General features: G+C 63.1%; 17 protein-coding genes. 11 read left to right on the top strand and 6 right to left on the bottom strand.

Annotated features, from left to right (window positions below; translation table 11 throughout):
- The first annotated feature begins 5 nt into the window (after positions 1 to 5).
- Positions 6 to 2,198, top strand: a complete 2,193-nt coding sequence (locus ACYASU_RS06125; RefSeq protein WP_346628852.1) for a xanthine dehydrogenase family protein molybdopterin-binding subunit — start codon at positions 6 to 8, stop codon at positions 2,196 to 2,198.
- A gap of 10 nt (positions 2,199 to 2,208) precedes the next feature.
- Positions 2,209 to 3,426 carry a c-type cytochrome gene (locus tag ACYASU_RS06120; protein ID WP_192172321.1) on the top strand — a complete coding sequence of 406 codons (1,218 nt, stop codon included), beginning with the start codon at positions 2,209 to 2,211 and terminating at the stop codon, positions 3,424 to 3,426.
- A 61-nt stretch (positions 3,427 to 3,487) separates the two neighbouring features.
- Here ACYASU_RS06120 and ACYASU_RS06115 read toward each other — a convergent pair whose 3' ends face one another.
- Complete coding sequence (locus tag ACYASU_RS06115) at positions 3,488 to 3,883, bottom strand: ester cyclase (protein ID WP_463582264.1); 396 nt, start codon at positions 3,881 to 3,883, stop codon at positions 3,488 to 3,490.
- A gap of 731 nt (positions 3,884 to 4,614) precedes the next feature.
- Here ACYASU_RS06115 and ACYASU_RS06110 point away from each other — a divergent pair.
- Together ACYASU_RS06110 and ACYASU_RS06105 are read left to right on the top strand one after the other, a co-directional pair.
- Positions 4,615 to 5,034 (top strand): NUDIX hydrolase, encoded by a 420-nt coding sequence (locus tag ACYASU_RS06110; RefSeq protein ID WP_463582263.1) that lies wholly within the window; start codon positions 4,615 to 4,617, stop codon positions 5,032 to 5,034.
- Positions 5,035 to 5,265: 231 nt separating this feature from the next.
- On the top strand, positions 5,266 to 7,689 hold the full coding sequence (locus ACYASU_RS06105) for a glucose/quinate/shikimate family membrane-bound PQQ-dependent dehydrogenase (RefSeq protein ID WP_463582262.1): 2,424 nt from the start codon (positions 5,266 to 5,268) through the stop codon (positions 7,687 to 7,689).
- A 232-nt stretch (positions 7,690 to 7,921) separates the two neighbouring features.
- Here the strand turns inward: ACYASU_RS06105 and ACYASU_RS06100 are convergent, their stop codons facing one another.
- Both ACYASU_RS06100 and ACYASU_RS06095 read right to left on the bottom strand, forming a co-directional pair.
- Positions 7,922 to 8,611 (bottom strand): ATPase, encoded by a 690-nt coding sequence (locus ACYASU_RS06100; protein ID WP_463582261.1) that lies wholly within the window; start codon positions 8,609 to 8,611, stop codon positions 7,922 to 7,924.
- Positions 8,612 to 8,918: 307 nt separating this feature from the next.
- Complete coding sequence (locus tag ACYASU_RS06095) at positions 8,919 to 10,256, bottom strand: PQQ-dependent sugar dehydrogenase (protein ID WP_463582260.1); 1,338 nt, start codon at positions 10,254 to 10,256, stop codon at positions 8,919 to 8,921.
- Positions 10,257 to 10,546: 290 nt separating this feature from the next.
- Between ACYASU_RS06095 and ACYASU_RS06090 the strand changes: the two genes are divergently transcribed.
- From ACYASU_RS06090 to ACYASU_RS06075, 4 genes are all read left to right on the top strand, one after another.
- A complete protein-coding gene (locus tag ACYASU_RS06090; protein ID WP_463582259.1) occupies positions 10,547 to 11,737 on the top strand; it encodes a GAF domain-containing sensor histidine kinase in 1,191 nt (396 codons plus the stop codon).
- A gap of 109 nt (positions 11,738 to 11,846) precedes the next feature.
- Positions 11,847 to 12,596, top strand: a complete 750-nt coding sequence (locus ACYASU_RS06085; protein WP_463582258.1) for a creatininase family protein — start codon at positions 11,847 to 11,849, stop codon at positions 12,594 to 12,596.
- Positions 12,597 to 12,760: 164 nt separating this feature from the next.
- Positions 12,761 to 13,126: a hypothetical protein gene (locus tag ACYASU_RS06080; protein ID WP_192172315.1), complete on the top strand. Its 366-nt coding sequence runs from the start codon at positions 12,761 to 12,763 to the stop codon at positions 13,124 to 13,126.
- Positions 13,127 to 13,315: 189 nt separating this feature from the next.
- Positions 13,316 to 13,681 (top strand): glyoxalase superfamily protein, encoded by a 366-nt coding sequence (locus ACYASU_RS06075; protein ID WP_282373445.1) that lies wholly within the window; start codon positions 13,316 to 13,318, stop codon positions 13,679 to 13,681.
- Positions 13,682 to 13,693: 12 nt separating this feature from the next.
- On the opposite strand, the gene ACYASU_RS06070 is transcribed toward ACYASU_RS06075, so the two are convergent.
- Positions 13,694 to 14,548, bottom strand: a complete 855-nt coding sequence (locus ACYASU_RS06070; RefSeq protein WP_282373446.1) for a LysR family transcriptional regulator — start codon at positions 14,546 to 14,548, stop codon at positions 13,694 to 13,696.
- Between the two features lie 146 nt (positions 14,549 to 14,694).
- On the opposite strand from ACYASU_RS06070, the gene ACYASU_RS06065 reads away from it, so the two are divergent.
- Genes ACYASU_RS06065 through ACYASU_RS06055 form a run of 3 tightly spaced genes read left to right on the top strand, consistent with a single transcriptional unit; the run spans position 14,695 to position 17,879 of the window.
- Positions 14,695 to 15,561 (top strand): DMT family transporter, encoded by an 867-nt coding sequence (locus ACYASU_RS06065; RefSeq protein ID WP_463582276.1) that lies wholly within the window; start codon positions 14,695 to 14,697, stop codon positions 15,559 to 15,561.
- A gap of 59 nt (positions 15,562 to 15,620) precedes the next feature.
- The gene (locus tag ACYASU_RS06060; RefSeq protein WP_463582257.1) at positions 15,621 to 16,958 is read left to right on the top strand and encodes an ankyrin repeat domain-containing protein; all 1,338 of its coding nucleotides are present in this window, start codon (positions 15,621 to 15,623) and stop codon (positions 16,956 to 16,958) included.
- Positions 16,959 to 17,006: 48 nt separating this feature from the next.
- Positions 17,007 to 17,879, top strand: coding sequence for an NAD(P)-dependent oxidoreductase (locus ACYASU_RS06055; RefSeq protein ID WP_463582256.1), 873 nt, complete (start codon positions 17,007 to 17,009; stop codon positions 17,877 to 17,879).
- A gap of 42 nt (positions 17,880 to 17,921) precedes the next feature.
- Here ACYASU_RS06055 and ACYASU_RS06050 read toward each other — a convergent pair whose 3' ends face one another.
- Positions 17,922 to 18,572, bottom strand: coding sequence for a GntR family transcriptional regulator (locus ACYASU_RS06050; RefSeq protein ID WP_463582255.1), 651 nt, complete (start codon positions 18,570 to 18,572; stop codon positions 17,922 to 17,924).
- A gap of 110 nt (positions 18,573 to 18,682) precedes the next feature.
- On the bottom strand, positions 18,683 to 20,512 hold the full coding sequence (atzF, locus tag ACYASU_RS06045; RefSeq protein WP_463582254.1) for an allophanate hydrolase: 1,830 nt from the start codon (positions 20,510 to 20,512) through the stop codon (positions 18,683 to 18,685).
- Between the last annotated feature and the right edge of the window lie 618 nt (positions 20,513 to 21,130).

Below are 21,130 nucleotides of genomic sequence, written 5' to 3'. Positions count from 1 at the left end.
TCATCATGTCCGAATCACAATCATCTGCCGCGATGCTCTCGCGTCGCGGGCTGCTCAAAGGCAGTGCGCTGCTGGGCGGGCTGGTCATCGGCACCTACCTGCCGGCGTCAGTCACCCGCAGCTTCGCCGCTGATCTGGTCAAGGGCGCCAGCCTGGGCGACAACGCCGAGCAAGGCTATGGCGCCTTCGTGCGCATTGACCACAGCGGCGCCGTCACGCTGATTTCGCCGAAGATCGAAATGGGCCAGGGCGTGCAGACCGGCATCGCCATGATGGTCGCCGAAGAGCTCGAAGTGCCGCTGAGCCAGATCACCATCACCGAGGCCCCGCCCAATGCAGCGCTGTACACCGACGCGCTGCTGAGTTTCCAGGCCACCGGCGGTTCGACCTCCACCCGATACAGCTGGGAGCCTTTGCGCAAGGCCGGCGCCGGTGCGCGCATTGTGCTGATCCAGGCCGCGGCCATGCGCTGGAAAGTCGCGCCTAGCCAGTGCCATGCCGAGAACGGCCGGGTCATCGGCCCGAACGGCCAAAGTGCCGGTTACGGTGAGCTGGTCGACGCTGCGGCGAAGCTGCCGCTGCCGACCGAGATCCCCCTCAAAGCCGTCAGCGAATTCAAGCTGCTGGGCAAGCCGGTCCAGCGTTTGGACACCCCGAACAAGGTCAACGGCACGGCGAAATTCACCATCGACCTGCAAGTGCCGGGGATGCTGATTGCGTCCACCCTCACCTGCCCGGTTCATGGCGGCACGCTGCGCGGCGTGAAGAATGAAGACGCTGCGCGCAAAGTCCCCGGCGTGCGCGATATCGTCCGCCTGGACAACGCGGTGGCGGTGACGGCGAGCAACTTCTGGTCCTGCCAGCAAGCGCTCAAGGCGCTGGACATCGACTGGGACCTCGGCCCCCATGCCGGTCTTGATTCGGCGCAGCTGGACAAATCGCTTTTCGAGGCGAGCGCTGGCGACGGTGTGTTCGCGCACCAGTCCGGTGACATCGCCGGGGCGTTGAAAAATGCCTCGAGCCGCTTCGAAGCGATCTACGAACAACCCTTCCTGTCTCACTCCCCTCTGGAGCCGATGACCTGCGTCGCCCATGTGCGCGCCGACGCGTGCGAGTTGTGGGTCGGCTGTCAGGCGCCGGGGATGGCCCAGGCGGGCGCCGCCAAAGTCTGCGGCATGCCGGTGGAAAAGGTGGTGATCCATAACCAGTTGATCGGCGGTGGTTTCGGCCGCCGCCTGGAGTCTGACTTCATCTTCCAGGCCGTGGACATCGCGCGCCAGTTGAGCTACCCGATCAAGCTGATCTGGAGCCGAGAAGAGGACATGACCCACGACCGCTATCGTCCGCACTACGTCGACCGCCTCAATGCAGCGCTGGACAAGGACCTGCGTCCGGTGGGCTGGGAGCATCGCATCGCCGGTGCCTCGGTGGTCGCGGCCTATATCGGCGCATTGCCGGCTGACGGCGTCGATGGCGATGCCGTCGAAGTGGCAAAGGACCCGATCTACACCCTGCCCAACCTGCAGGTGCGCTACATCCGTCACGACCCGGAAGTGATTCCGGTCTCGTGGTGGCGTGGCGTCGGACCGCTGCGCAGCACCTACGCCATCGAGTGCTTCATCGACGAGTTGGCCCACAACGCCAAGGTCGATCCGGTGAAATACCGCCTGGCGCTGATGCAGTCGCAACCCCGCGCCCAGGCAGTGCTGACCAAAGCGGCGCAGCTGGTGGAGTGGGACAAACCGCTGCCTGCCGGTTCCGGCCGTGGCGTGGCGGTGACGGCGGTGTTCGGCAGCTTCGTTGCGACCATCGTCGAGCTGGAGAAGCAAGGCGACAAAGGCCTGCGCATCAAGCGGCTGGTGACGGTCATCGACTGCGGCTTCGCGACCAACCCGACCTCTGTAGCGTCGCAAATGGAAGGCGGCACGCTGTTCGGTCTGTCGGCCGCGCTGTTCAACGAAATCCTTGTCGAGAAAGGCCAAGTGCAGCAGACCAACTTCCACGAGTACCGGCAGATCCGCATGAGCGACGCGCCACCGGTGGAGGTGCACATCGTCGACAGCGTCGAGACCCCTGGCGGTGTTGGTGAAACCGGTGCCGTGCCGGCCGCAGCCGCGCTGGTCAATGCGGTGTACGCCGCGACCGGTGTGCGTGAGCGTCGTTTGCCGTTGAGCCGCTTTGGCTATTTCACTGTTTGAGGAGCGCGTCATGAACGTTTTCAACACTGCGCTCGGACTTGTGGCCGGTTTGCTGGCCAGCACCGTTTACGCGAGCGACACCCCAGCGATGAGCAAGGGCGAATACCTGACCCGCGCCGCTGATTGCGTGGCCTGCCACGTCGTGCCGGGCGGCAAGCCGTACGCCGGCGGGCTGGAATTCAAATTGCCGTTCGGCAGCCTGTATTCCCCCAACATCACCCCGGACAAAGAAACCGGGATCGGCAACTGGACCGACGACGAATTCGTCGACGCCCTGCAAAAAGGCGTGGGCAAGGACGGCAAGCATTACTACCCGGCCTTCCCTTACACCTCCTACACGCTGATGTCCCGGGAAGACATCCTGGCGATCAAGGGCTACCTGTTCAGCCTCGAACCGGTGAAGCAAATGCCGCCTGAGAACAAGATTTCGTTCCCGTTCAATCAGCGCTGGGGAATGATGTTCTGGAACGCGATTTTCGCCGGCAACGAACGCTTCGTCCCGGACAGCAAGCAATCGGCTGAATGGAACCGCGGCGCGTATCTGGTGCAGGGCCCGGGCCACTGCGGCGAATGCCACACCCCACGCAACATCTTCCAGGCGATGAGCACCGGCAACTCTCTGGCGGGTGCGGAACTGGGCAACTGGATGGCCTACAACATCAGTTCCGACGCCAAATACGGCATCGGCGCCTGGCCGGAAGACGCCATCGTCAGCTACCTGTCGAAGGGCTACGCGGCCGGTTTCGGCGGCGCGGGCGGGCCAATGGGTGATGCCGTCGAGCACAGCCTGCGCTATCTCGATCCGGCGGACCTGAAAGCCATCGCGGTGTACCTCAAGAGCACGCCGGCCAGAAGCGAAGGCATCCCCCGTCCAACCATGGCAGTGAACGATGCCGCGCTGCAAAAGGGGCTCGGCCAGAAGCTGTTCAACGACACCTGCGTGGCCTGTCACCAGATCGACGGCAGCGGGCGGCAATCACCGGCGGGTGGGTTGGCCGGTTTGAAAACCGTCAACGACCCCAAAGGTCGCAACCTGATGGCGACGCTGCTGGAAGGTCACACGCCAACCGCTGCTCGGGTCGACCAGCGCATGCCTGACTTCGCCCGCAGTTACAGCGACGCTGAACTGGCGGCCGTCAGCACCTTCGTGCTGCGTCGGTTCGGTCAGAGCGACGGCGAGGTCAAAGCCGAAGACGTCGCGAAGAACCGCGCCAGCGCGTTGCATTGATGGAGGGGTGGCGCCGCTGATTCTCCTCTGAGTCAGCCGCGCTGCCAGGCTATTCGGCGGTTCAGGGCTTCGGCACCTGCGCCGCCACCGCTGCCTTGTCGATCACCGACGCGACGTTGACGATACGCCCCGCCTCAAACGTGTAGAACACGTTCTCCGTAAACTGCACCCTCCTCCCGTTCACCGCCACCTCGAACAGCTCGCCCACCGGCGTGCAATCGAACGTCAGCCGCGCGGCAATGTGCGGTGGCTCGGCGATCAACAGATCGATGACGAAACGCAGGTCAGGGATGGCGCGGAAATCCTGCTCCAGCATCTGCCGGTAGCCGGCCAGACCGACGCGCTCGCCGTTGTAATGCACCTCCTCGCCGACGAAGTCTCCCAAGGCAGCCCAGTCCTGACGATTGAGGCAGGCGATGTAGCCGGTGTAGGCGTCTTTGAGTGTCTGGTGGTCCATGGTGTCTCCCGGGGTGGGTAGGGCAAATGAATGTTAGTCCCACTGCAAACAGGCGATCCTTTTGTGGGACTGGCTTTAGCCGGGAAGAGGCCTGCGTAAACACCATTAAATTTGCAGTGTGACGACTGACGCCTTCCCGGCTAAAGCCGGTCCCACTGAATGACTGCGGTATGTCAGTTGCATCGGGACACCATCCGTGACGCTGAATAAACGCAACGCTTTTAGTGGGACCGGCTTTAGCCGGGAAGAGGCCAGTGTAAACACCATTAAATTTGCAGTGTGACGACTGACGCCTTCCCGGCTGAAGCCGGTCCTACTAAATGACTGCGGTATGTCAGTTTCATAGGGACCACACCGATTCCGCTGGATGCATGCATGTTTTCGTAGGACTGGCTTTAGCCGGGAAAAGGCCATCGTAAACACCATCAATTCTGCAGTGTGACGACTGACGCCTTCCCGGCTGAAGCCGGTCCCACTAAATGATTGCGCTGTGTCAGTTGCATCGGGACACCATCCGTGACGCTGAATGCACGCGATGCTTTTAGTAGGACTGGCTTTAGCCGGGAAGAGGCCAGCGTGAACACCATCAATTCTGCAGTGTGACGACTGACGCCTTCCCGGCTGAAGCGGTCCTACTGAATGATTGCGGTGTGGCAGCGCTATTGGCTGCGAGACGATGCCTCAGCCAGGAAGTGCTAGGTTATCCGTACTGACTCCATGAAGGCGCAATCATGTCCTCTCACCCTCCCTTCTCCGGTGCGAAAGTCGCGATTCTGTGCAACGGTTCGCTGCTGACGTACCAACGCGATGACAAGCCGGAGATCCCGTGGCCGAATCTGTGGGACCTGCCCGGCGGCGGCCGCGAAGGCGACGAGACCCCGGAAGAGTGCGCCGTGCGGGAAACGCTGGAAGAATTCGGCATCGTCCTCGACCCCGCTTCCTTCATCCACAAACGGGTCTACCCGGGTCAGGGCGTCAACGGGCTCGACACCTGGTTTTTCGTCGCTGAAGTGGCTGAGGGCCTGTTCGATCAGGTGGTGTTCGGCGACGAAGGCCAGCGATGGCAGGTGATGACGGTCGAGGCGTTTCTTGCGATGGACAACGCGGTTGACCGCCTGCAACACCGCTTACGCGCGTTCATGGATCAGTAGCGTTAATACGTCCAGCCCCGAAGGACGCCCGCCCCGACTCACCCAAACAGAGACAAATTGACGCAGGCATGGCGTTTTTTTGCTATCGTCGCCGGAATTAACTAACCGGTTAATTACGCGACGGATAATGCCGGAAGAACCCCATCTGGCAGCCATCACGCTCTGAACCCTTGTCCTCACCTCACTTGATCGGTCATCCACGACCCTTCTTCGCGTCAGCAGGAAAGCCTCATGAATCACTCACAACCTTCTGCAGCCGTCAGCCGCTGGCCCATCCGGGTCGTCGCGCTGGGCGTGCTGGTTTTCGGATTACTTTTTGCAGCGGGCGGCGGCTATCTCGTCACGCTAGGCGGCAGCGCGTATTTCCTGTTGGCCGGTCTGGGCCTGATTATCTCGGCCGTCCTGCTGTTCCGGCGTCGCCTGTCAGGCGCCTGGCTGTTTGCAGCGGTGATGCTGCTGACGCTGATCTGGGCGCTGGTGGACGCCGGGCTGGTGTTCTGGCCGCTGGTTTCCCGGCTGTTTGCGCTGGGCGTCCTGAGCCTGCTGGTCGCACTGATCTACCCTTCCCTGCGCAGGGCCAATGGCCTCGCGGCCGGTCGCGGCGGTTACCTCGTTGGCGGTGTGCTGGCGGTGGCGATGGTCGCCGGGTTCTGGTGGATGTTTCAGCCCCATGCCTCGGTGTCGCCCACGGGCGATGGCCCGGCGCTGACCAAAGTCGATCCGGCCCACGCGCAGAAAGACTGGGCCCATTACGGCAACGATGAAGGCGGCAGCCGCTTCGCCGCGCTGGACCAGATCAACCGCGACAACGTCAGCAAGCTGGTGCCGGCCTGGACCTACCACACCGGCGACGTCGCCATCAGCGACGGCAATGGCGCCGAAGACCAGATGACCCCGCTGCAGGTCGGCGACAAGGTGTTCATCTGCACGCCCCACAACAACGTCATCGCGCTGGACGCCGACACCGGCAAGCAATTGTGGAAAAACGAAATCAACGCCAAGTCCGCCGTGTGGCAACGCTGCCGCGGGCTGGCCTATTTCGATGCCAGCGCCGCCGTCGCGCCACCCACCGATGGCAGCACCCCCGCCGCGCCGGTCGCAGTGCCCGCCGGCGCCAACTGCCAGCGTCGTTTGCTGACCAACACCATCGACGCGCGCCTGATTGCCGTGGACGCCGACACCGGCGAGTTCTGCCAGGGCTTCGGCAACAACGGCCAGGTCGACCTCAAGGCCGGTCTGGGCAACGTGCCCGATTCCTACTATCAACTGTCATCCGCGCCGCTGATGGCCGGGACCACCGTGGTCGTCGGCGGACGCGTGGCCGACAACGTTCAGGCCGACATGCCAGGCGGCGTGATCCGTGGCTTTGACGTGGTCACCGGGCAGATGCGCTGGGCGTTCGATCCGGGCAATCCCGAAGACAAGCAGGCCCCTGCCGCCGACAAAACCTATGTGCGCAGCACGCCGAACAGTTGGGCACCGATGTCCTACGACCCGGCCATGAACACGCTGTTCCTGCCGATGGGCAGTTCGTCCACCGATATCTATGGTGTGAAACGCACGGAGCTCGACCACACCTACGGCGCCTCGGTGCTGGCATTGAACGCCACCACCGGCGTGCAGAAGTGGGTGTATCAGACGGTCCACAACGACCTCTGGGATTTCGACCTGCCGATGCAGCCGAGCCTGATCGACTTCGCCAAGCCTGACGGCAGCAAGGTGCCGGCGCTGGTCATCGGCACCAAGGCCGGGCAGATTTTCGTCCTCGATCGTCACACGGGCCAGCCGCTGACCGAGGTCAAGGAAGTCCCGGTCAAGGCGTCGAACATCCCCAACGAACCGTACTCGCCGACCCAGCCAAAATCCGTCGGTATGCCGCAGATCGGCGCGCAGACACTGACCGAGTCGGACATGTGGGGCGCCACGCCGTTCGACCAGTTGCTGTGCCGGATTTCGTTCAAGAAGATGCGCTACGAGGGCCTGTTCACGGCGCCGGGCACCGACATTTCCCTAAGCTTTCCGGGCTCTCTGGGCGGGATGAACTGGGGCAGCCTGTCGACCGACCCGATGCATGGCTTCATCTTCGTCAATGACATGCGCCTGGGCCTGTGGATTCAGATGGTGCCGCAACTGAAGGACGCCATTGCGGCGTCCGGCGGTGAAGCGCTGAACACCGGCATGGGCGCCGTGCCGCTGAAAGGCACCCCTTACGCCGTAAACAAAAACCGCTTCCTGTCCGTGGCCGGCATTCCGTGCCAGGCGCCGCCGTTCGGCACGCTGACCGCCATCGACATGAAGACCCAAAAAATTGCCTGGCAAGTGCCGGTGGGCACCGTTCAGGACACCGGCCCGATGGGCATCAAAATGCACCTGCCGCTGCCGATCGGCATGCCGACGCTGGGGGGCACGCTGTCGACTCAGGGCGGACTGGTGTTCATCGCCGGCACCCAGGATTACTACCTGCGCGCGTTCAACACCGCCAACGGCGAAGAAGCCTGGAAAGCCCGCTTGCCCGTTGGCAGTCAGGGCGGCCCGATGACGTATGTGTCACCGAAGACCGGCAAGCAGTACATCGTCATCACCGCAGGCGGCGCCCGTCAGTCGGCGGATCGCGGTGATTACGTGATTGCCTACGCGTTGCCTGACAGCAAATAACTGCTCCCACAAAAAAACCGCTGACGCCTTGATGAGGGGCGCAGCGGTTTTTTGTTGTATCAGGGGAAAGGCTCAGGCGGGATTCACCTCGGGAACTGCGTTCACCTAGTGGGACCGGCTTCAGCCGGGAAGGCGTCGGGCGTCACGCTGCAAAATCGAGGGCGATTACACCGGCCTCTTCCCGGCTAAAGCCGGTCCCACTATCGAACCGCGTTCGCCTTGTAGGCAGCGATCAATTACTCGCCACTTCCGCCGAATTACCGGTGGTCACCAGCGCCTTGAGCGAAGCATCGAACTGCTTCAGGGCGTTGATCTGCAGGTCGCGCTGCTGGTTGATCTGCGCGGCGATCTCCGGAGCGGCCTTGTCGTGGACCCACACCGAGGTCAGCTCTTTGGCGCCGAGGCCTTCAGCCTTGCCGATGTATTGCAGGTTCGAGTCGTAGAACTTCGCAATAAAGCGCGCTTCCACCTGAGAATTCCGCTGGGACACCAGGCGGCTATAGGTGTCGAGCATGACTACCACGTCCGGCCGCGCCTGCATCAGCGCGTCGAGATTGTCATACACGGTCACCGATGCGAACTGTTTCTCCAAAGAACCTTTCAGCCAGTCCATCGCCAGTTTCGGATCGGAGCTGCTCACGAACGCCTCACGAATACGCGAATCCAGCCCGCCGTTCTTGACGCCTTTCAACGCCACGGCGTGATAACGCTCAAGGTATTCGAGGGTGCTGACGGTGTTTTCGCTGTAGAGCACACCAACGCTTTGAGAAGACTGCAACGCCACACGGCTTTCAACCACCGGCAGCAAATGGCACGCCTCGGCGTCTGCCGCCGAAACAGTGACCGCCGCTGCAGCAGAACCCGTAGCGACGAAACCGCTGGACAGCACGGCGACGAGGGTCAGCAGGGTTGAAATTTTCATCGCGTGGCGTCCTTCTCAAGCAAGTTCGGTATGGGGCCATCCTCCTCTCTTCCGAGAAAAAGAGAACTCGCCTACCGTGATGGTCACTATCGATTTCAGGAATGGTAGGCGGAGTGAGAAACACCTTTACCGATGCTTCAACAAAGCCTGAGCGTCCCATAGAGGCGCCGCCCTATAGAAAATACGACGCCAGGTCGTGGGTGACGTTCAACCTTATTTGCTCCCCTTGGGCGAAAGGTAGCAAGCTGCCCTCGAACGAAAAATGCCGGTGATCATCACCGGCATTTTTCATTTCATCGCTGCGCCATCACTTGGCCTGACTGACGCGCCAGACCTTGTTGCCCACATCGTCTGCGACCAGCAACGCGCCCTGTTTGTCGAGGATCACGCCGACCGGACGGCCCTGCGCGTCGCCGTCGGCGTTGAGGAAGCCGGTCAGGACGTCCACCGGCAGGCCGGTTGGGCGGCCATCCTTGAAGCCGACGAAGACGACTTTGTAGCCCGCCTGGGGATTGCGGTTCCACGAGCCGTGCTCGCCGACGAACACGCCGTCGGCAAATTTGGCCGGCATGCCGCGCGGGTCGGACCAGGTCAGGCCCAGCGGCGCGACGTGGGTGCCGAGGGCGTAATCCGGGGCGATGGCCTTGGCGACCATGTCCGGGCGCGGCGGCTGCAAGCGGCTGTCGACGTGTTGGCCGTAGTAGCTCCAGGGCCAGCCGTAGAACGCGCCGTCCTTGACCGAGGTGAGGTAATCCGGCACCAGGTCGCTGCCAATTTCGTCACGCTCGTTGACCACCGTCCACAGCTCGTTGCTGCCCGGCTTCCAGGCCAGCCCGTTGGGGTTGCGCAGGCCGCTGGCGAACAGGCGTTTTTGCCCGGTCTTGACGTCGACTTCCCAGACCGCCGCGCGGCCTTCTTCGGCCTCCAGACCGTTCTCGCCCACGTTGCTGTTCGAGCCCACGGTGACGTACAGCTTGGTGCCTTCGCGGTTGGCGATGATGTTCTTGGTCCAGTGGTGATTGATGCCCGCCGGCAGGTCGGTGACTTTCACCGGCTTGGCGGTGCTTTCGGTCTGGCCGTCGTTGTACGGGATTTTGACCACGGCGTCGGCATTGGCGATGAACAGCTCGTTGCCCACCAGCACCATGCCGAACGGCGAGGTCAGGCCGCTGATGAACACCTTCTTCATTTCCGCGCGGCCATCGCCGTCGGCATCACGCAGGATGCTGATGCGGTTGGCGCTCTCGGCTTCGGCGCCGACCCGGCTCATGACGATCCCGGTGGCGGTGCGCTTGATCCAGGCCATCACGCCCGGCCCGCCGTCCGTCGCACCTTCAGGCTTGGGCGGCTTGTTGCTTTCGGCCACCAGGATGTCGCCGTTGGGCAGGCTGTACAGCCAGCGCGGGTGATCGAGGTTCTCTGCCAGCGCGCCGACCTTGAAGCCCTCGGCGGCCTTGGGCGTGTCGGTGCCCTTCCAACCGACGGCCTTGGACATCTTGACCGTCGGAATCAGCGTGCTGTTCGGCTCGGGCAGTTGCGGCTGCGCGCCTACACCCGCCTGGAACGGCAGCTTGGCGGTCTCGCCGCAGGCACTGAGCATCGCAGCAGTGGTCATCAGCAGTGCAAATCGGTGCATCGCAATCATCGTTCAACCTCGCGGCGGCCATCCATGGGCCCATTGTTTTGAGAATTAGAAGCTGGGAGAAGCAAACGCTTCAAGAGACATAAGGCTGACAAGTATCGCCACGTCGACCGACAGCAAACAGCTCATGGGACGCAAATGACATTTGCCCTTGGGGCATCAATAAAACGACCACTGCGCGAGGCTCAGGGTTCAATAATCTGCGCCGACACGTCGCGTAAGGGGGCCGAGGGGTTAGCCATATCGGCCGATTTTAGCTACGCTGCCCTCCCACCACCCCAGAGCCAGATCCGATGACCCGCCCAGAGTTTGCTTTGGATGTTGAGGCGATCAGTGCGATCCCTGCCGTGCCCGTCATTCTGAGCATGGTCAAGCACATCACCGGCATGCGCTTCGCGGCGATCGCCAGGGTCACGCAAAGCCACTGGGTGGCCTGCGCCGTCGATGACTCGATCAATTTCGGCCTCAAGCCGGGCGGCGAACTGGTGCTGGAATCGACCATCTGCCACGAGATCAGGCAGCATCAGCAACCTGTAGTGTTCGGCCACGCCAGCGCCGATCCGCAGTACGCCACCCACCACACGCCCCTCACCTACGGCCTGGAAAGCTACATCTCGATCCCCATCATCCTGGCCGACGGCCGTTTCTTCGGCACGCTGTGCGCGATCGATTCAGTGCCGGCCAACCTGGGCGATCCTGCCATCGTCAAGACGCTGACCCTGTTCGCGCAATTGATCGCCATGAGCCTGGACACCCAGGGCCACCTGGAGAGCGCCCGGGCCGAGCTGACCGACGCCCACGAGCACGGCCGGCTGCGCGAGCAATTCATGGCGGTGCTGGGCCACGACCTGCGTACGCCGTTGAGTGCGATCCGCATGAGCGCCGACCTGTTGGCGACCAAAACCGAAGACAAGCGCTCGCTGGGGCTGGTGGCCGCCATACGGCAGAGTTCGATCCGCATGGGCGTGTTGATCGAGAACGTGCTGGATTTCGCCCGGGGCCGAATGGGCGGCGGGATACCGGTGAAACGCCACATCACCGACGAACTTTCCGAGGTGTTGACAGCGACGGTGGACGAGATCCGCGCGTCGCACCCGCAGGCGAGCTTTATCGAGGCCATCGACCTCAGCGGCACCGTCTACTGCGACCCACTGCGCATCAGTCAGTTGCTGTCCAACCTGCTGGGCAACGCCGTCACCCACGGGTCACCCACGACGCCGATCCATCTGCACGTCTGGCAGGAATGCGATCAGGTCATCATTTCCGTCATGAATTATGGCGCGCCCATTTCGCCACGGCTGATGCCGCTGCTGTTCGAGCCCTTCACCCGGTCCGAAGCCGGTGGTCGCGGGGAAGGCTTGGGACTGGGGCTGTACATCGCCTCACAGATCGCCACTGCCCATGACGGGATCCTGACCGTGAGCTCATCGGCGGAACTGGGCACCTGTTTCATCGCGCGTTTTCCTTCTGAGCCGCCCGCCTGAGCGCCGATTGCCGATTTCGGCGCGGCCACCCGGCGGCGCTGCGCTGCACATTGATTTTTCGCCATCACCCGGTTTTCTGAAGCCCCCTTCCCTGAGGAGAGCACCTGACATGCTTCTGCACCAGTCCACGTGGATCGAGATCGAGCAGTTTCTCAAACGCAGCCGCACGATCGTCGTGCCCATTGGCTCGAACGAACAACATGGCCCCACCGGCCTGCTCGGCACTGACTGGATGTGCCCTCAGATCATCGCCCACGAAGCACAGAGGAGCGCCGACATCCTGATCGCGCCGACCTTCAACATCGGCATGGCGCAGCACCATCTGGGCTTTCCCGGGACGATCTCGCTGCGCCCCTCGACGTTCATCGCCGCCATTGGTGACTGGGCGCGCTCGCTGGCGGGTCATGGCTTCGAAAAAATCCTCTTCCTCAATGGGCACGGCGGCAACGTCGCGTCGATCGAGGCAGCGTTTTCCGAGCTGTATGCCGAGGCCAGTTTCGCCGGGCGGTCTGCAGGCTTTGCGCTCAAGCTGACCAACTGGTGGGACCTGGAAGGCGTTGGTGAACTCGCCCATCGGCAGTTCCCGGTGGGCCACGGCTCCCACGCGACGCCGTCCGAGATCGCGGTGACCCAGTGGGCCTACCCGGAGTCGATCAAATCAGCGGACTACTCGCCGCAGATTGCCCCGACCGGTCCGATCCGCGAAGCGAAGGATTTTCGCGCGCGCTTCCCCGACGGGCGTATGGGCTCTGACCCTGCACTGGCCACGCCGGAAAGGGGCGGAGAACTGGTGGCGCTGGCCGCCAAAGGGCTGGTGCGCGCGGTTGACGCGTTCAGTCGCGAACCGGCGCTGCATTGATATCGCTGCGTTGACGTGGCTTGGCCGTGCGGCAATAGCGCGCGGCGTTGAACTCGTCCGCCAAACGGCGGCCATAGTGGTATGCGCTTTTTGAAACGGTATGGGACCTGGGGCAGTCTGCAGCGCAACGACCTCGCCCGGTCCCCTTGGCTGACAGGTGATATGTGAATACGTTTATCCCACTGGACAAAGTTGAAGAAATCGATCTGCAGGATTACCACGAGGTCTGGCTGACCACGTCAGAAACCTGGCCACAAGACCCGGCGACGGTCCACCGCAAGTGCCTGTGGCGCCAGGATCGCGAGATGACCTCCGATGTGGAAATCGACGGCGTGTACTTTGAAAACCTTCCGCACCTGTGGCTGCGGGTGGACGACCTCGATGATCAACAGGACATCGACCTGGTCATCGAAAAGCTCAAGACGCGCATTGCCGCACTGAATCTCAAAGGCGAGTTCTATCCTCCCGAGCTGCCGACAGCGGCACCTCACAAAGACGAAGACGAAATCAAGAAAGACCTGCGCAGCTAAGTCGCTTTATCCCTCGTTCCTCTGACGCGCGCCGTTGCTGATCTTCAGCACGGCGCCGTTTTTGTTTCTGCCTCGCGCCTTTCCCGTCAGGGTGACCGGCTTTAGCCGGGAAGAGGGCCGTGTAAACACCAACCGTTATTGCACTCTGGGCTAGAATCGCCCGCTCAGACCATCAAGGAGTGAACCCCTGTGCAGATGTCCCCGGCAATACCGCTGATTCGTATTTTTTCCGAAGCCAAGGCGAAAGAGTTCTACGTCGAGTTTCTCGGCTTCAGCCTGGACTGGGAGCACCGCTTTGAACCGGGTCTGCCGCTGTATGCCCAGGCCCGCCGCGACCAGCTTGTGATCCACCTGACTGAACACCATGGCGACGCGACGCCGGGCTCGACGATCTTCGTGCCGGTCAGCGACATCGCTGAATTGCAGCGCGAACTGCTGGCGAAAAACTACGGCTATTCGCGCCCCGGCATTCAGGACCTCGACTGGGGCAAGGTCATGGAAATCGCCGATCCGTTCGGCAACCGCCTGCGTTTCTGCGAGCGCTCCGAGGACTGAACCGCGCCGCCGTCAGAGGCGGAAATACTGACCGATCGCCCGCCGCAGCAGGTCCACCGCGTCATCGCCGTGGGAGGCTGACGAGCGCACGACGATGATGTCGTGGTCGGCGATCAGCGGCAGGCCGTCCAGAATGCGCATGCCGTCGGTGACCCGGGCGCGGTCGATCACGCTGATCCCCAAGCCTGCTTCGACGCAGGCCTTGACCGCCTGATTGGACGAACTCTCCAGCACGATGCGCATGCGGTGGCCGCTGCGCTTGAGTGACTCGATCATCGCTTGCCGGTACGAGCATTGCGCGGCGTGCACGGCCAGCGGCAATGGGTCCGGTAAATCCCCCGAGTGATGTGCGGCGCCGACCCACACCGGGGTCGTCGGCACCAGCAGTTGATCGTCCGCACCCAACTGGCCTTCGGGCAGGGCGATGACCGCCACCTGCAGCCGCCCCCGCCGCACCTGCTCGCGCAAGATGAAGCTGGGCGCGGTCTTCAACTCCAGAACGATATTCGGCCACGCGGCGGTGAAAATCGGCAGCACGTCGCGAATCAGGTGCGTGGCGTATTCATCCGGCACGCCCAGGGTGATGCGCCCCGCCAGCTGCGTGCCCTGCAGCTCGGCCAGCACTTGATCGTGGGTGCTCAGCAGCGCGGCGGTGGAAGTCAGAAACCGCTTGCCCAGCGGCGTCAGCGAGACCGACTGATTGTCGCGGTTGAGCAGTCGCCCGCCCGCCACCGCTTCCAGCCGCTGCACGTGCACGCTGACCGCCGCCGGGCTTTTGTGCAGCTGTTCCGCCGCCGCGCTGAACTTGCCAATGCGCGCCACGGCGTGAAAGGTGCGGACCTGTTCGATATCCAGAATGGCGCTCATGGTTCACTGATCCCGAAGCACTGCTGTCGTTTATTTTGATTTATTAGATTACGGCGGTTGGGTACGTTGGGTCCATGAACACTTCAAACGAACTGACCAACGCGAGCCTTCCCCTTCCGTCTCGACGCCGGATTTTCCCCTTGCCGATGCTCGAAGCCGGGCTGGTGATCATCTGGAGCTCGGGCTTCATTGGCGCGCGCTTCTCCATCGATTTCGCGCCGGCGTCGCTGGTGGTGTTCTGGCGTTGCCTCCTGGTCACGCTGATTCTGTTTCCCTTTGTAGCCCGGCAACTGCGCCAGACGCCGCCCGCGGTGGTGCTGAAAAACGCCGGCATCGGCCTGCTGGCCATGGCCGGTTATCTGTTCGGCGTGACCGAGGGGATTGCCCTTGGCGTGCCGGCCGGGCTGGCAGCGCTGTTCGCCGACCTGCTGCCGATCGGCATGGCCGTGCTCGCGGCCGTGGTGCTGCGCCAGCGATTGGCCCGCAGCGTATGGATCGGTTTGCTCATCGGCCTGGCGGGCGTGATGCTGGCGACCCACGACGCGCTGGCCTGGGGCAGCGCACCCCCATGGGCCTACGCCCTGCCGGTGCTGGGCATGCTGTCGCTGGCAGTGGCGACCCTGTGGCAAAAACATTCCCCCGACCCGCAGGCATTGGGCCTGCTGCCCAACCTGTGGCTGCAGTGCTTCGTCTCGACCTTCGTGTTTGCCCTCGTTGCGGGACTGCACGGGAGTCTCGCGCCCGTCCCCAATTCAGGCTTCGCGATGAGTGTGCTGTGGACGTCGGTGTCGACGGTCGGCGGTTACGGGCTGTACTGGATGTGCCTGCGTCGTGCCACGCCAACGCGGGTTGCCAGTGTCCTTTACCTCAGCCCGCCGCTGACGCTGCTGCTGGCCTGGGCCCTGTTCGACGAACCGCTGTCGTGGCTGATGGCCCTGGGCATGGCGGTCTCGGGGGTCGGCATCGGTCTGGTGATACGCGGCGAGGCGCGGCAGTCGGCAAAGCACGGGTGATGTGGAACCGTTAGGCGCGCCGGCTCCACTCAGGCGTTTTTAACCATAAGCGCGCCCTTATGACTCCTATCCGAACTTCCTCGCCTTTCATCCCGGCTGTCCCCTCACACAGCCCTTCGGACAACGCTGAAACGTCCAAGGCCAGCCCGACGCTGCACGCGGCCGTGGCCAATCGCGACGCCGAGGCGCTGGCGCGTCTGCGCAAGGACGGCCAGCGCGCCAACACCTTGAACGCCGAAGGCCATTCGCCGCTGGATGTGCTCGACAGAATGCGCGACATCGACGAGCGCAGCCGCTCCGGATTGCGCATGGCCCTGCTGCAGTCACTCAACCCGACGGCGCCCCTGGCCTATGCTAAGCCGGAGGCGTTGCACGGCACCCCGTGGGGGCTGGAAATCCTGCAGTCAGGGGCGCTCAAAGGCGGCGTCAATGATGCCAAGGGCGGCAGCCAGTCTTTGGAAGGCAAGGTGTTTTTCTCCGATCGCACCCGGGAGAGCTCAAATGACACGACCACCCGGCCCAACCTGCGCGGCAAGGCCCGGGTCTATGCGGCAGGCGACGGTATCAATACCAGTAATGCACACTCGCGGGCGCTGCAACACCGCATGGCGCAGGTCATCCTCCATGCCCTGGATAGCGGCAAGACGTTGCCAGGCAATGACATGGCGCCCACGATCAACGTCGCCAATCCCGAACAACTGCCTGCCGAGGGTGCCGCATGGCTGCAGCGTTTCCTGCACGCCAGCTACATCAACAAGCTGAGCGGGCGGAAATTCATCGGCACGCCGCTGGAAGAGCACCTGGAAGACCTTAAAATGCCGGGCTCCATCGCCCTGCGTTCCGGCACAGAGGTCAAGGAGCTAAGGGGTGAGGACCTGAATCGTTTTTATCACCAGGCGGCCAGCGAGTTGCAGCGCTCCCTGGAGGATGGCAAGGCTCCTTATCTGGGCGTGTTGAATCAGGGTGGGATTGTTCCGCTGGTGTTCGGCTTCGAGAAGATCGACAACCTGTCCACTCACGAGATCCAGTACCGCGCGGGGACCAAGCAATATTCCTATCAGCATGGTGAACACCCGCTGTCGGGGAGCCCGGAAAACGGCGGCAAGCTCAAGGAAATGGAAGTGCGAGGCCTGGATGACCTCGCGACGGTGTGCCTGGGCTGCGCCATCAAAGGTGTCGAACTGCCCGCCGATCTGGTCGTGCGGGTGAAAGCCCGAAAGAGTGAAAAAGCCCAGTACCTGGACGCCTCCCAGACCGCGCTGTTCAGGCAGAAGCTGGCGGCTGAAGTGGCCGAACAGGCGGGAGATAAGCCACTGGGGACCCTTGACCTGTCCCAGTTGCAGCGGATCAATTCCGACATACGGGCCAAGGATTTAAGTGAATGGCTCCCGGTTTGATGATACGAGTGTGCGCCCCACACCCACCTTCTACTGGAGCGCATCCCCATGAAAATCGGCTTTTTGGGCCTCGGCAATATGGGTCAGGCCGTGGCTGGCAATCTGTTGAAAGGCGGTCATGAACTGCTGGTCTGGAACCGTTCTCCCGACGTGGCGAAGCCATTGGTCGAGCAAGGCGCCACGGCGGTCACCGAGCCTGCGCAAGCGTTCGCCGCCGACGTGGTGTTCAGCATGCTCGCCGACGACAAGGCCCTGCGCGCGGTGCTGCTGGATTCCGGTCTGCTCAAGTCACTCAAGGGCCCGCTGATCCACATCAACATGGCGACCATTTCCGTGACCTTCGCCGACGAGTTGGCCGAGCTGCACGCCGCACAGGGCATCGACTACATCGCCGCGCCGGTGATGGGCCGCCCCAACATGGCCGCCGCCGCGAAGCTGAACATCATGGCTGCCGGCTCCGCTGAAGCCATCGAGACAGTGCAGCCGTTGTTCGACCTGATCGGCAGCAAGACCTGGCGCATGGGCGACAAACCCTCCAGCGCCAACGCCATGAAACTGGCCATGAACTTCATGCTGGTCTCGGCCATCGAGGCGATGAGCGAAGCGGCCGTGCTGGTCACCCGCCACGGCCTGAAATCGGCCGATCTGGTGGAACTGGCGGCGGGGACGATCTTCCCCGGCCCGGTGTACGCCGGTTATGGCGCGCTGATCGGTGAACGCACGTACGAGCCGGCCGCGTTCAAGGCAGTGCTTGGGCTCAAGGACGTGGATCTGGTGCTGGCGGCGGCCAGCCAGGTGTCGGTGCAGATGCCGAGCGCCGACATGATTCGCGCCCACTTGCAGGACGCCATCGACCATGGTCAGGGCGAGATGGACCTGGCGGTATTGGCCGAAGTGGCGGAGCGGCGCAACCCGCGCTGAGTGCTTTGTCGTTTGCCGCTGATGTGAGGTGCAGACGTCAGCTCATGGCCGGGCGACATGGAGCCGGTGCAGGGTGATCTTGCGCACCTCCTGCTTGCTGATTTCGATATGACGCGTGAGCAACTGCTGGGCCTGCCCTGTGTGGCCGTTGAGCACGGCGCCGAGAATCTGCCCATGCTCATCGTAGGTCGCCTCGATGCGCGCCGCCTGAGTGAAATCCAGGCGGCGAATGATGCGTATCTTCTCGGTGATCTCCAGGTGCAGGCGCGCCATTTCGGTGTTGCCTGCCGCCTCCAGCAGTGCGCAGTGGAAACGCTCATCCAGCGCTGACACCTGCTGGGCATCTTGCAGGCGCTCGGGGGGCGTGACGAGCCAAGTGCATTTCAGCTCGTCGATGACCGGGTGTTGCTCCAGATCCAATGTCTCCAGCCGCGCCAGTGCCGCGCATTCCAGCACGATCCTCACGTCGTAAAGCTCTTCGAAATAAGTGAAATCGAACGCCCTCACCCGCCAGCCGCTGCGGAAATGCACCTCCAGATAGCCTTCGCGCTCCAGCCGATACAGCGCCTGCCGCACCGGCGTGCGGCTGGCCTGCACGCGTTCGGCCACCTCGCCTTCGCTGAAGCGATCCCCCGGCAGCAGGCGGAACTCGAAGATGTCTTCCTTGAGCTGCTGATAGATGCGCTCGGCCATATTGTCCGGGCGCAGTTTGGGTTTCTGTGAAGGGATGATGGCCTGGGTGCTCCGGCAGGTGATCTTTGCGCCTGACGCGACGGCATCTTGGGGTCGCGTCAGGCGTCGGGTCAGGCTTTTTTCAGGCTGGCGATGTACGCGCGCCAGCCACCGAACGAGGTGATGTCCAGCGCGCCATCAATCGCCCAAGGCTCGCAGATGAAACCCTTGACGCTGCGACCGTCCTTCAGCGTCAGGTTGCCGATGCCCAGCGGCGCGGGGATCTCGGCCACGAACTCGCCAAAGCGCGCCAGCGGTATGTCCCACAGCTCGACGATGATCGACGCTCCGCCTGGGGATTTCACCAGCCCTGGTTTGGGCGGCACGGTGTCGGGCAAGGCGTAGAGCCGGTAGTCGCCTGCGGTCAGGGTTTGTTCGACGAGCACGGCATCGCGGCGGGTGAGCTGCACGTTCAGCGGCATGCCGGTCAGGTGCGCGCCCACCACGGCAACGCGCACGCTGCCGCGCGGTGCAATCGCTGGCGAAAGTGTCGGCGCTGTCGACGCTGGCATTGCGCGGCCGGTTGCGCCCATGGGCAAGCCGATGCTTTCCTGCCAGCGCTGGCCAAACCGGGCAAGTGCGGTGTCATGCCATGCCGGTGCAATCAAGGTGATGCCCGACGGCAAGCCATCGGCGCGCATACCGGCAGGCAACGCCAGAGCCGAGAGGTCCGCCAGGTTGGTGAAGTTGGTGTAGAAGCCGAACTGGGAGTTATAGAGCACCGGCTCCACGGCCATTTCTGCCTGGGTGCGCAAGGTCGCGGACGTGGGTACGACCAATGCGTCGAACCCGGCCAGCGCGTCGTTGATCTGCCGGCTCAGCGTGGCGCGCAGGTACTCGGCGCGGTAGGCGTCACAGGCGCTGTAGGCCAGACCGTTTTCGACAATACCGCGCACTACAGGATTGATGGCGTCGGGGTTGGTTTCCAGCATCGAGGTCAGGGCCACCGTGCGTTCGGCGACCCACGGGCCATAATACAACTGCTCCGCCAGGGCCTTGAACGGGGCGAAGTCGATGCGGGTGATCTCGGCGCCCATGCCGCTCAAACGGTGCAGCGCCTGCTCGAACACCGCCTGATTCTGTGCATCACCGAAGAATTCCAGGGTATCCGGCACCGCCAGCTTCATCGCTGCGCGAAAGCCCACCGGCGCTGTGCCAGGGTTGTGGCGGGAATAGGCGTCATCGCCATCGAATCCTTCAGCGAGACCGGCAACTTTCTGCGCGTCGTCCACCGTCAGCGCGAAGATCGAAATGCAGTCCACCGTCTTGCACGCCGGCACCAGCCCGGTGTTAGGCAACCGGCCCTTGGTCGGTTTCAGGCCGACGATGTTGTTGAAGCCCGCCGGCACCCGGCCAGAGCCTGCGGTGTCGGTGCCCAGCGAAAACGCCACCAACCCCCGCGCCACCACCGACGCCGATCCAGAGCTGGAGCCGCCGCTGACGTAATCGGGATTGAAACTGTTGGGCACGGCGCCGTAGGGCGAGCGCGTGCCGACCAGCCCGGTGGCGAACTGATCGAGGTTGGTCTTGCCCATCAAAATCGCCCCGGCTGCGCGCAGTCGGGCCAGCACCGTCGCGTCCTTGCTCGCGGCGTAGGCGAATTCCGGGCACGCCGCCGTCGTCGGCCAGCCCGCTGCGTCGATATTGTCCTTGATCGCGAACGGCACGCCGTACAGCGGCAGTTGGCTGATATCGCCGTTCAACGCCGCGAGCCGCTCGGCGAGGGCGTCGAGCTGCTCGCTAACCTGCGCCTGACTGGCCCGGGCGATCCACGCGGTATCGGTTTCCGGGTAAGCGCTGGGGAGCGTGAGCAGGACTTCCGGGGACAACTGCCCGGTCTGATAGGCCGTTAGCCATTCGTTGATCGTCCAGCCGATATGGGGGTGTTGGAGGTCATGCATGGGAGGCTTCCATCTTGTATCCAAGTTTGGATTCAACAAAAGCAAAAGCCGGGCCACGGGGGTGAAAGCCCCGGCCGGCCTGGGTGGATGGTTTCTTACTCACTGTTGAAAGAGCCTGCACTCGCCTCAAAAAAGCACACCGTGCAGGGTTTTGGTGCCAGCTGGCACACCGCGATCACCTAGTGGGACTGGCTTAGCCGGGAAGGCATTCGGCGTCACACCGCAAAAGTGATGTCGAACACACCGGCCTCTTCCCGGCTAAAGCCGGTCCCACTAAAAGCAACGCGTGCAGTCAGTGGGACCGGCTTCAGCCGGGAAGCTGTTGATCTGCTTTTGATCTTCCTACGCAAAAAGCCCAGGCACCACCAAACGCGACTTGGGTGCAGGCCGAACGCAGACGACGCGCAGTGGGCCGAGCCGCATGGATGCGGCGAGAGCGCCGTCAGGACATGGATGTCCGTTCGGCGCGGGCCCACGGAGCGTCGTCGGAGTGAGGGTATTCCGACGAAGGAGGAACCCAACCGAGAGCAAGCACCCTTGGTTACTTGGGGTGCTTTTCCAAGTAACTCGCCGAAGGCGAAACAGTCTGCCCCCAGGCAGACGCTCTTGACCTTCTCC

The organism is Pseudomonas sp. HP_12, assembly GCF_055283955.1.
Note: the sequence above shows the minus strand (reverse complement) of the source record. Positions and strands in the feature narration are given on the sequence as shown.

What these genes read in the sequence shown, in the direction of transcription:
- ACYASU_RS06125 (WP_346628852.1), top strand. Translation starts at nt 6, where the DNA reads ATGTCCGAATCACAATCATCTGCCGCGATGCTCTCGCGTCGCGGGCTG.
- ACYASU_RS06090 (WP_463582259.1), top strand. Translation starts at nt 10,547, where the DNA reads ATGACCCGCCCAGAGTTTGCTTTGGATGTTGAGGCGATCAGTGCGATC.
- ACYASU_RS06100 (WP_463582261.1), bottom strand. Translation starts at nt 8,611, where the DNA reads ATGAAAATTTCAACCCTGCTGACCCTCGTCGCCGTGCTGTCCAGCGGT.
- ACYASU_RS06115 (WP_463582264.1), bottom strand. Translation starts at nt 3,883, where the DNA reads ATGGACCACCAGACACTCAAAGACGCCTACACCGGCTACATCGCCTGC.
- atzF (WP_463582254.1), bottom strand. Translation starts at nt 20,512, where the DNA reads ATGCATGACCTCCAACACCCCCATATCGGCTGGACGATCAACGAATGG.
- ACYASU_RS06065 (WP_463582276.1), top strand. Translation starts at nt 14,695, where the DNA reads ATGCTCGAAGCCGGGCTGGTGATCATCTGGAGCTCGGGCTTCATTGGC.
- ACYASU_RS06055 (WP_463582256.1), top strand. Translation starts at nt 17,007, where the DNA reads ATGAAAATCGGCTTTTTGGGCCTCGGCAATATGGGTCAGGCCGTGGCT.
- ACYASU_RS06105 (WP_463582262.1), top strand. Translation starts at nt 5,266, where the DNA reads ATGAATCACTCACAACCTTCTGCAGCCGTCAGCCGCTGGCCCATCCGG.
- ACYASU_RS06095 (WP_463582260.1), bottom strand. Translation starts at nt 10,256, where the DNA reads ATGATTGCGATGCACCGATTTGCACTGCTGATGACCACTGCTGCGATG.
- ACYASU_RS06060 (WP_463582257.1), top strand. Translation starts at nt 15,621, where the DNA reads ATGACTCCTATCCGAACTTCCTCGCCTTTCATCCCGGCTGTCCCCTCA.
- ACYASU_RS06070 (WP_282373446.1), bottom strand. Translation starts at nt 14,548, where the DNA reads ATGAGCGCCATTCTGGATATCGAACAGGTCCGCACCTTTCACGCCGTG.
- ACYASU_RS06050 (WP_463582255.1), bottom strand. Translation starts at nt 18,572, where the DNA reads ATGGCCGAGCGCATCTATCAGCAGCTCAAGGAAGACATCTTCGAGTTC.
- ACYASU_RS06085 (WP_463582258.1), top strand. Translation starts at nt 11,847, where the DNA reads ATGCTTCTGCACCAGTCCACGTGGATCGAGATCGAGCAGTTTCTCAAA.
- ACYASU_RS06120 (WP_192172321.1), top strand. Translation starts at nt 2,209, where the DNA reads ATGAACGTTTTCAACACTGCGCTCGGACTTGTGGCCGGTTTGCTGGCC.
- ACYASU_RS06110 (WP_463582263.1), top strand. Translation starts at nt 4,615, where the DNA reads ATGTCCTCTCACCCTCCCTTCTCCGGTGCGAAAGTCGCGATTCTGTGC.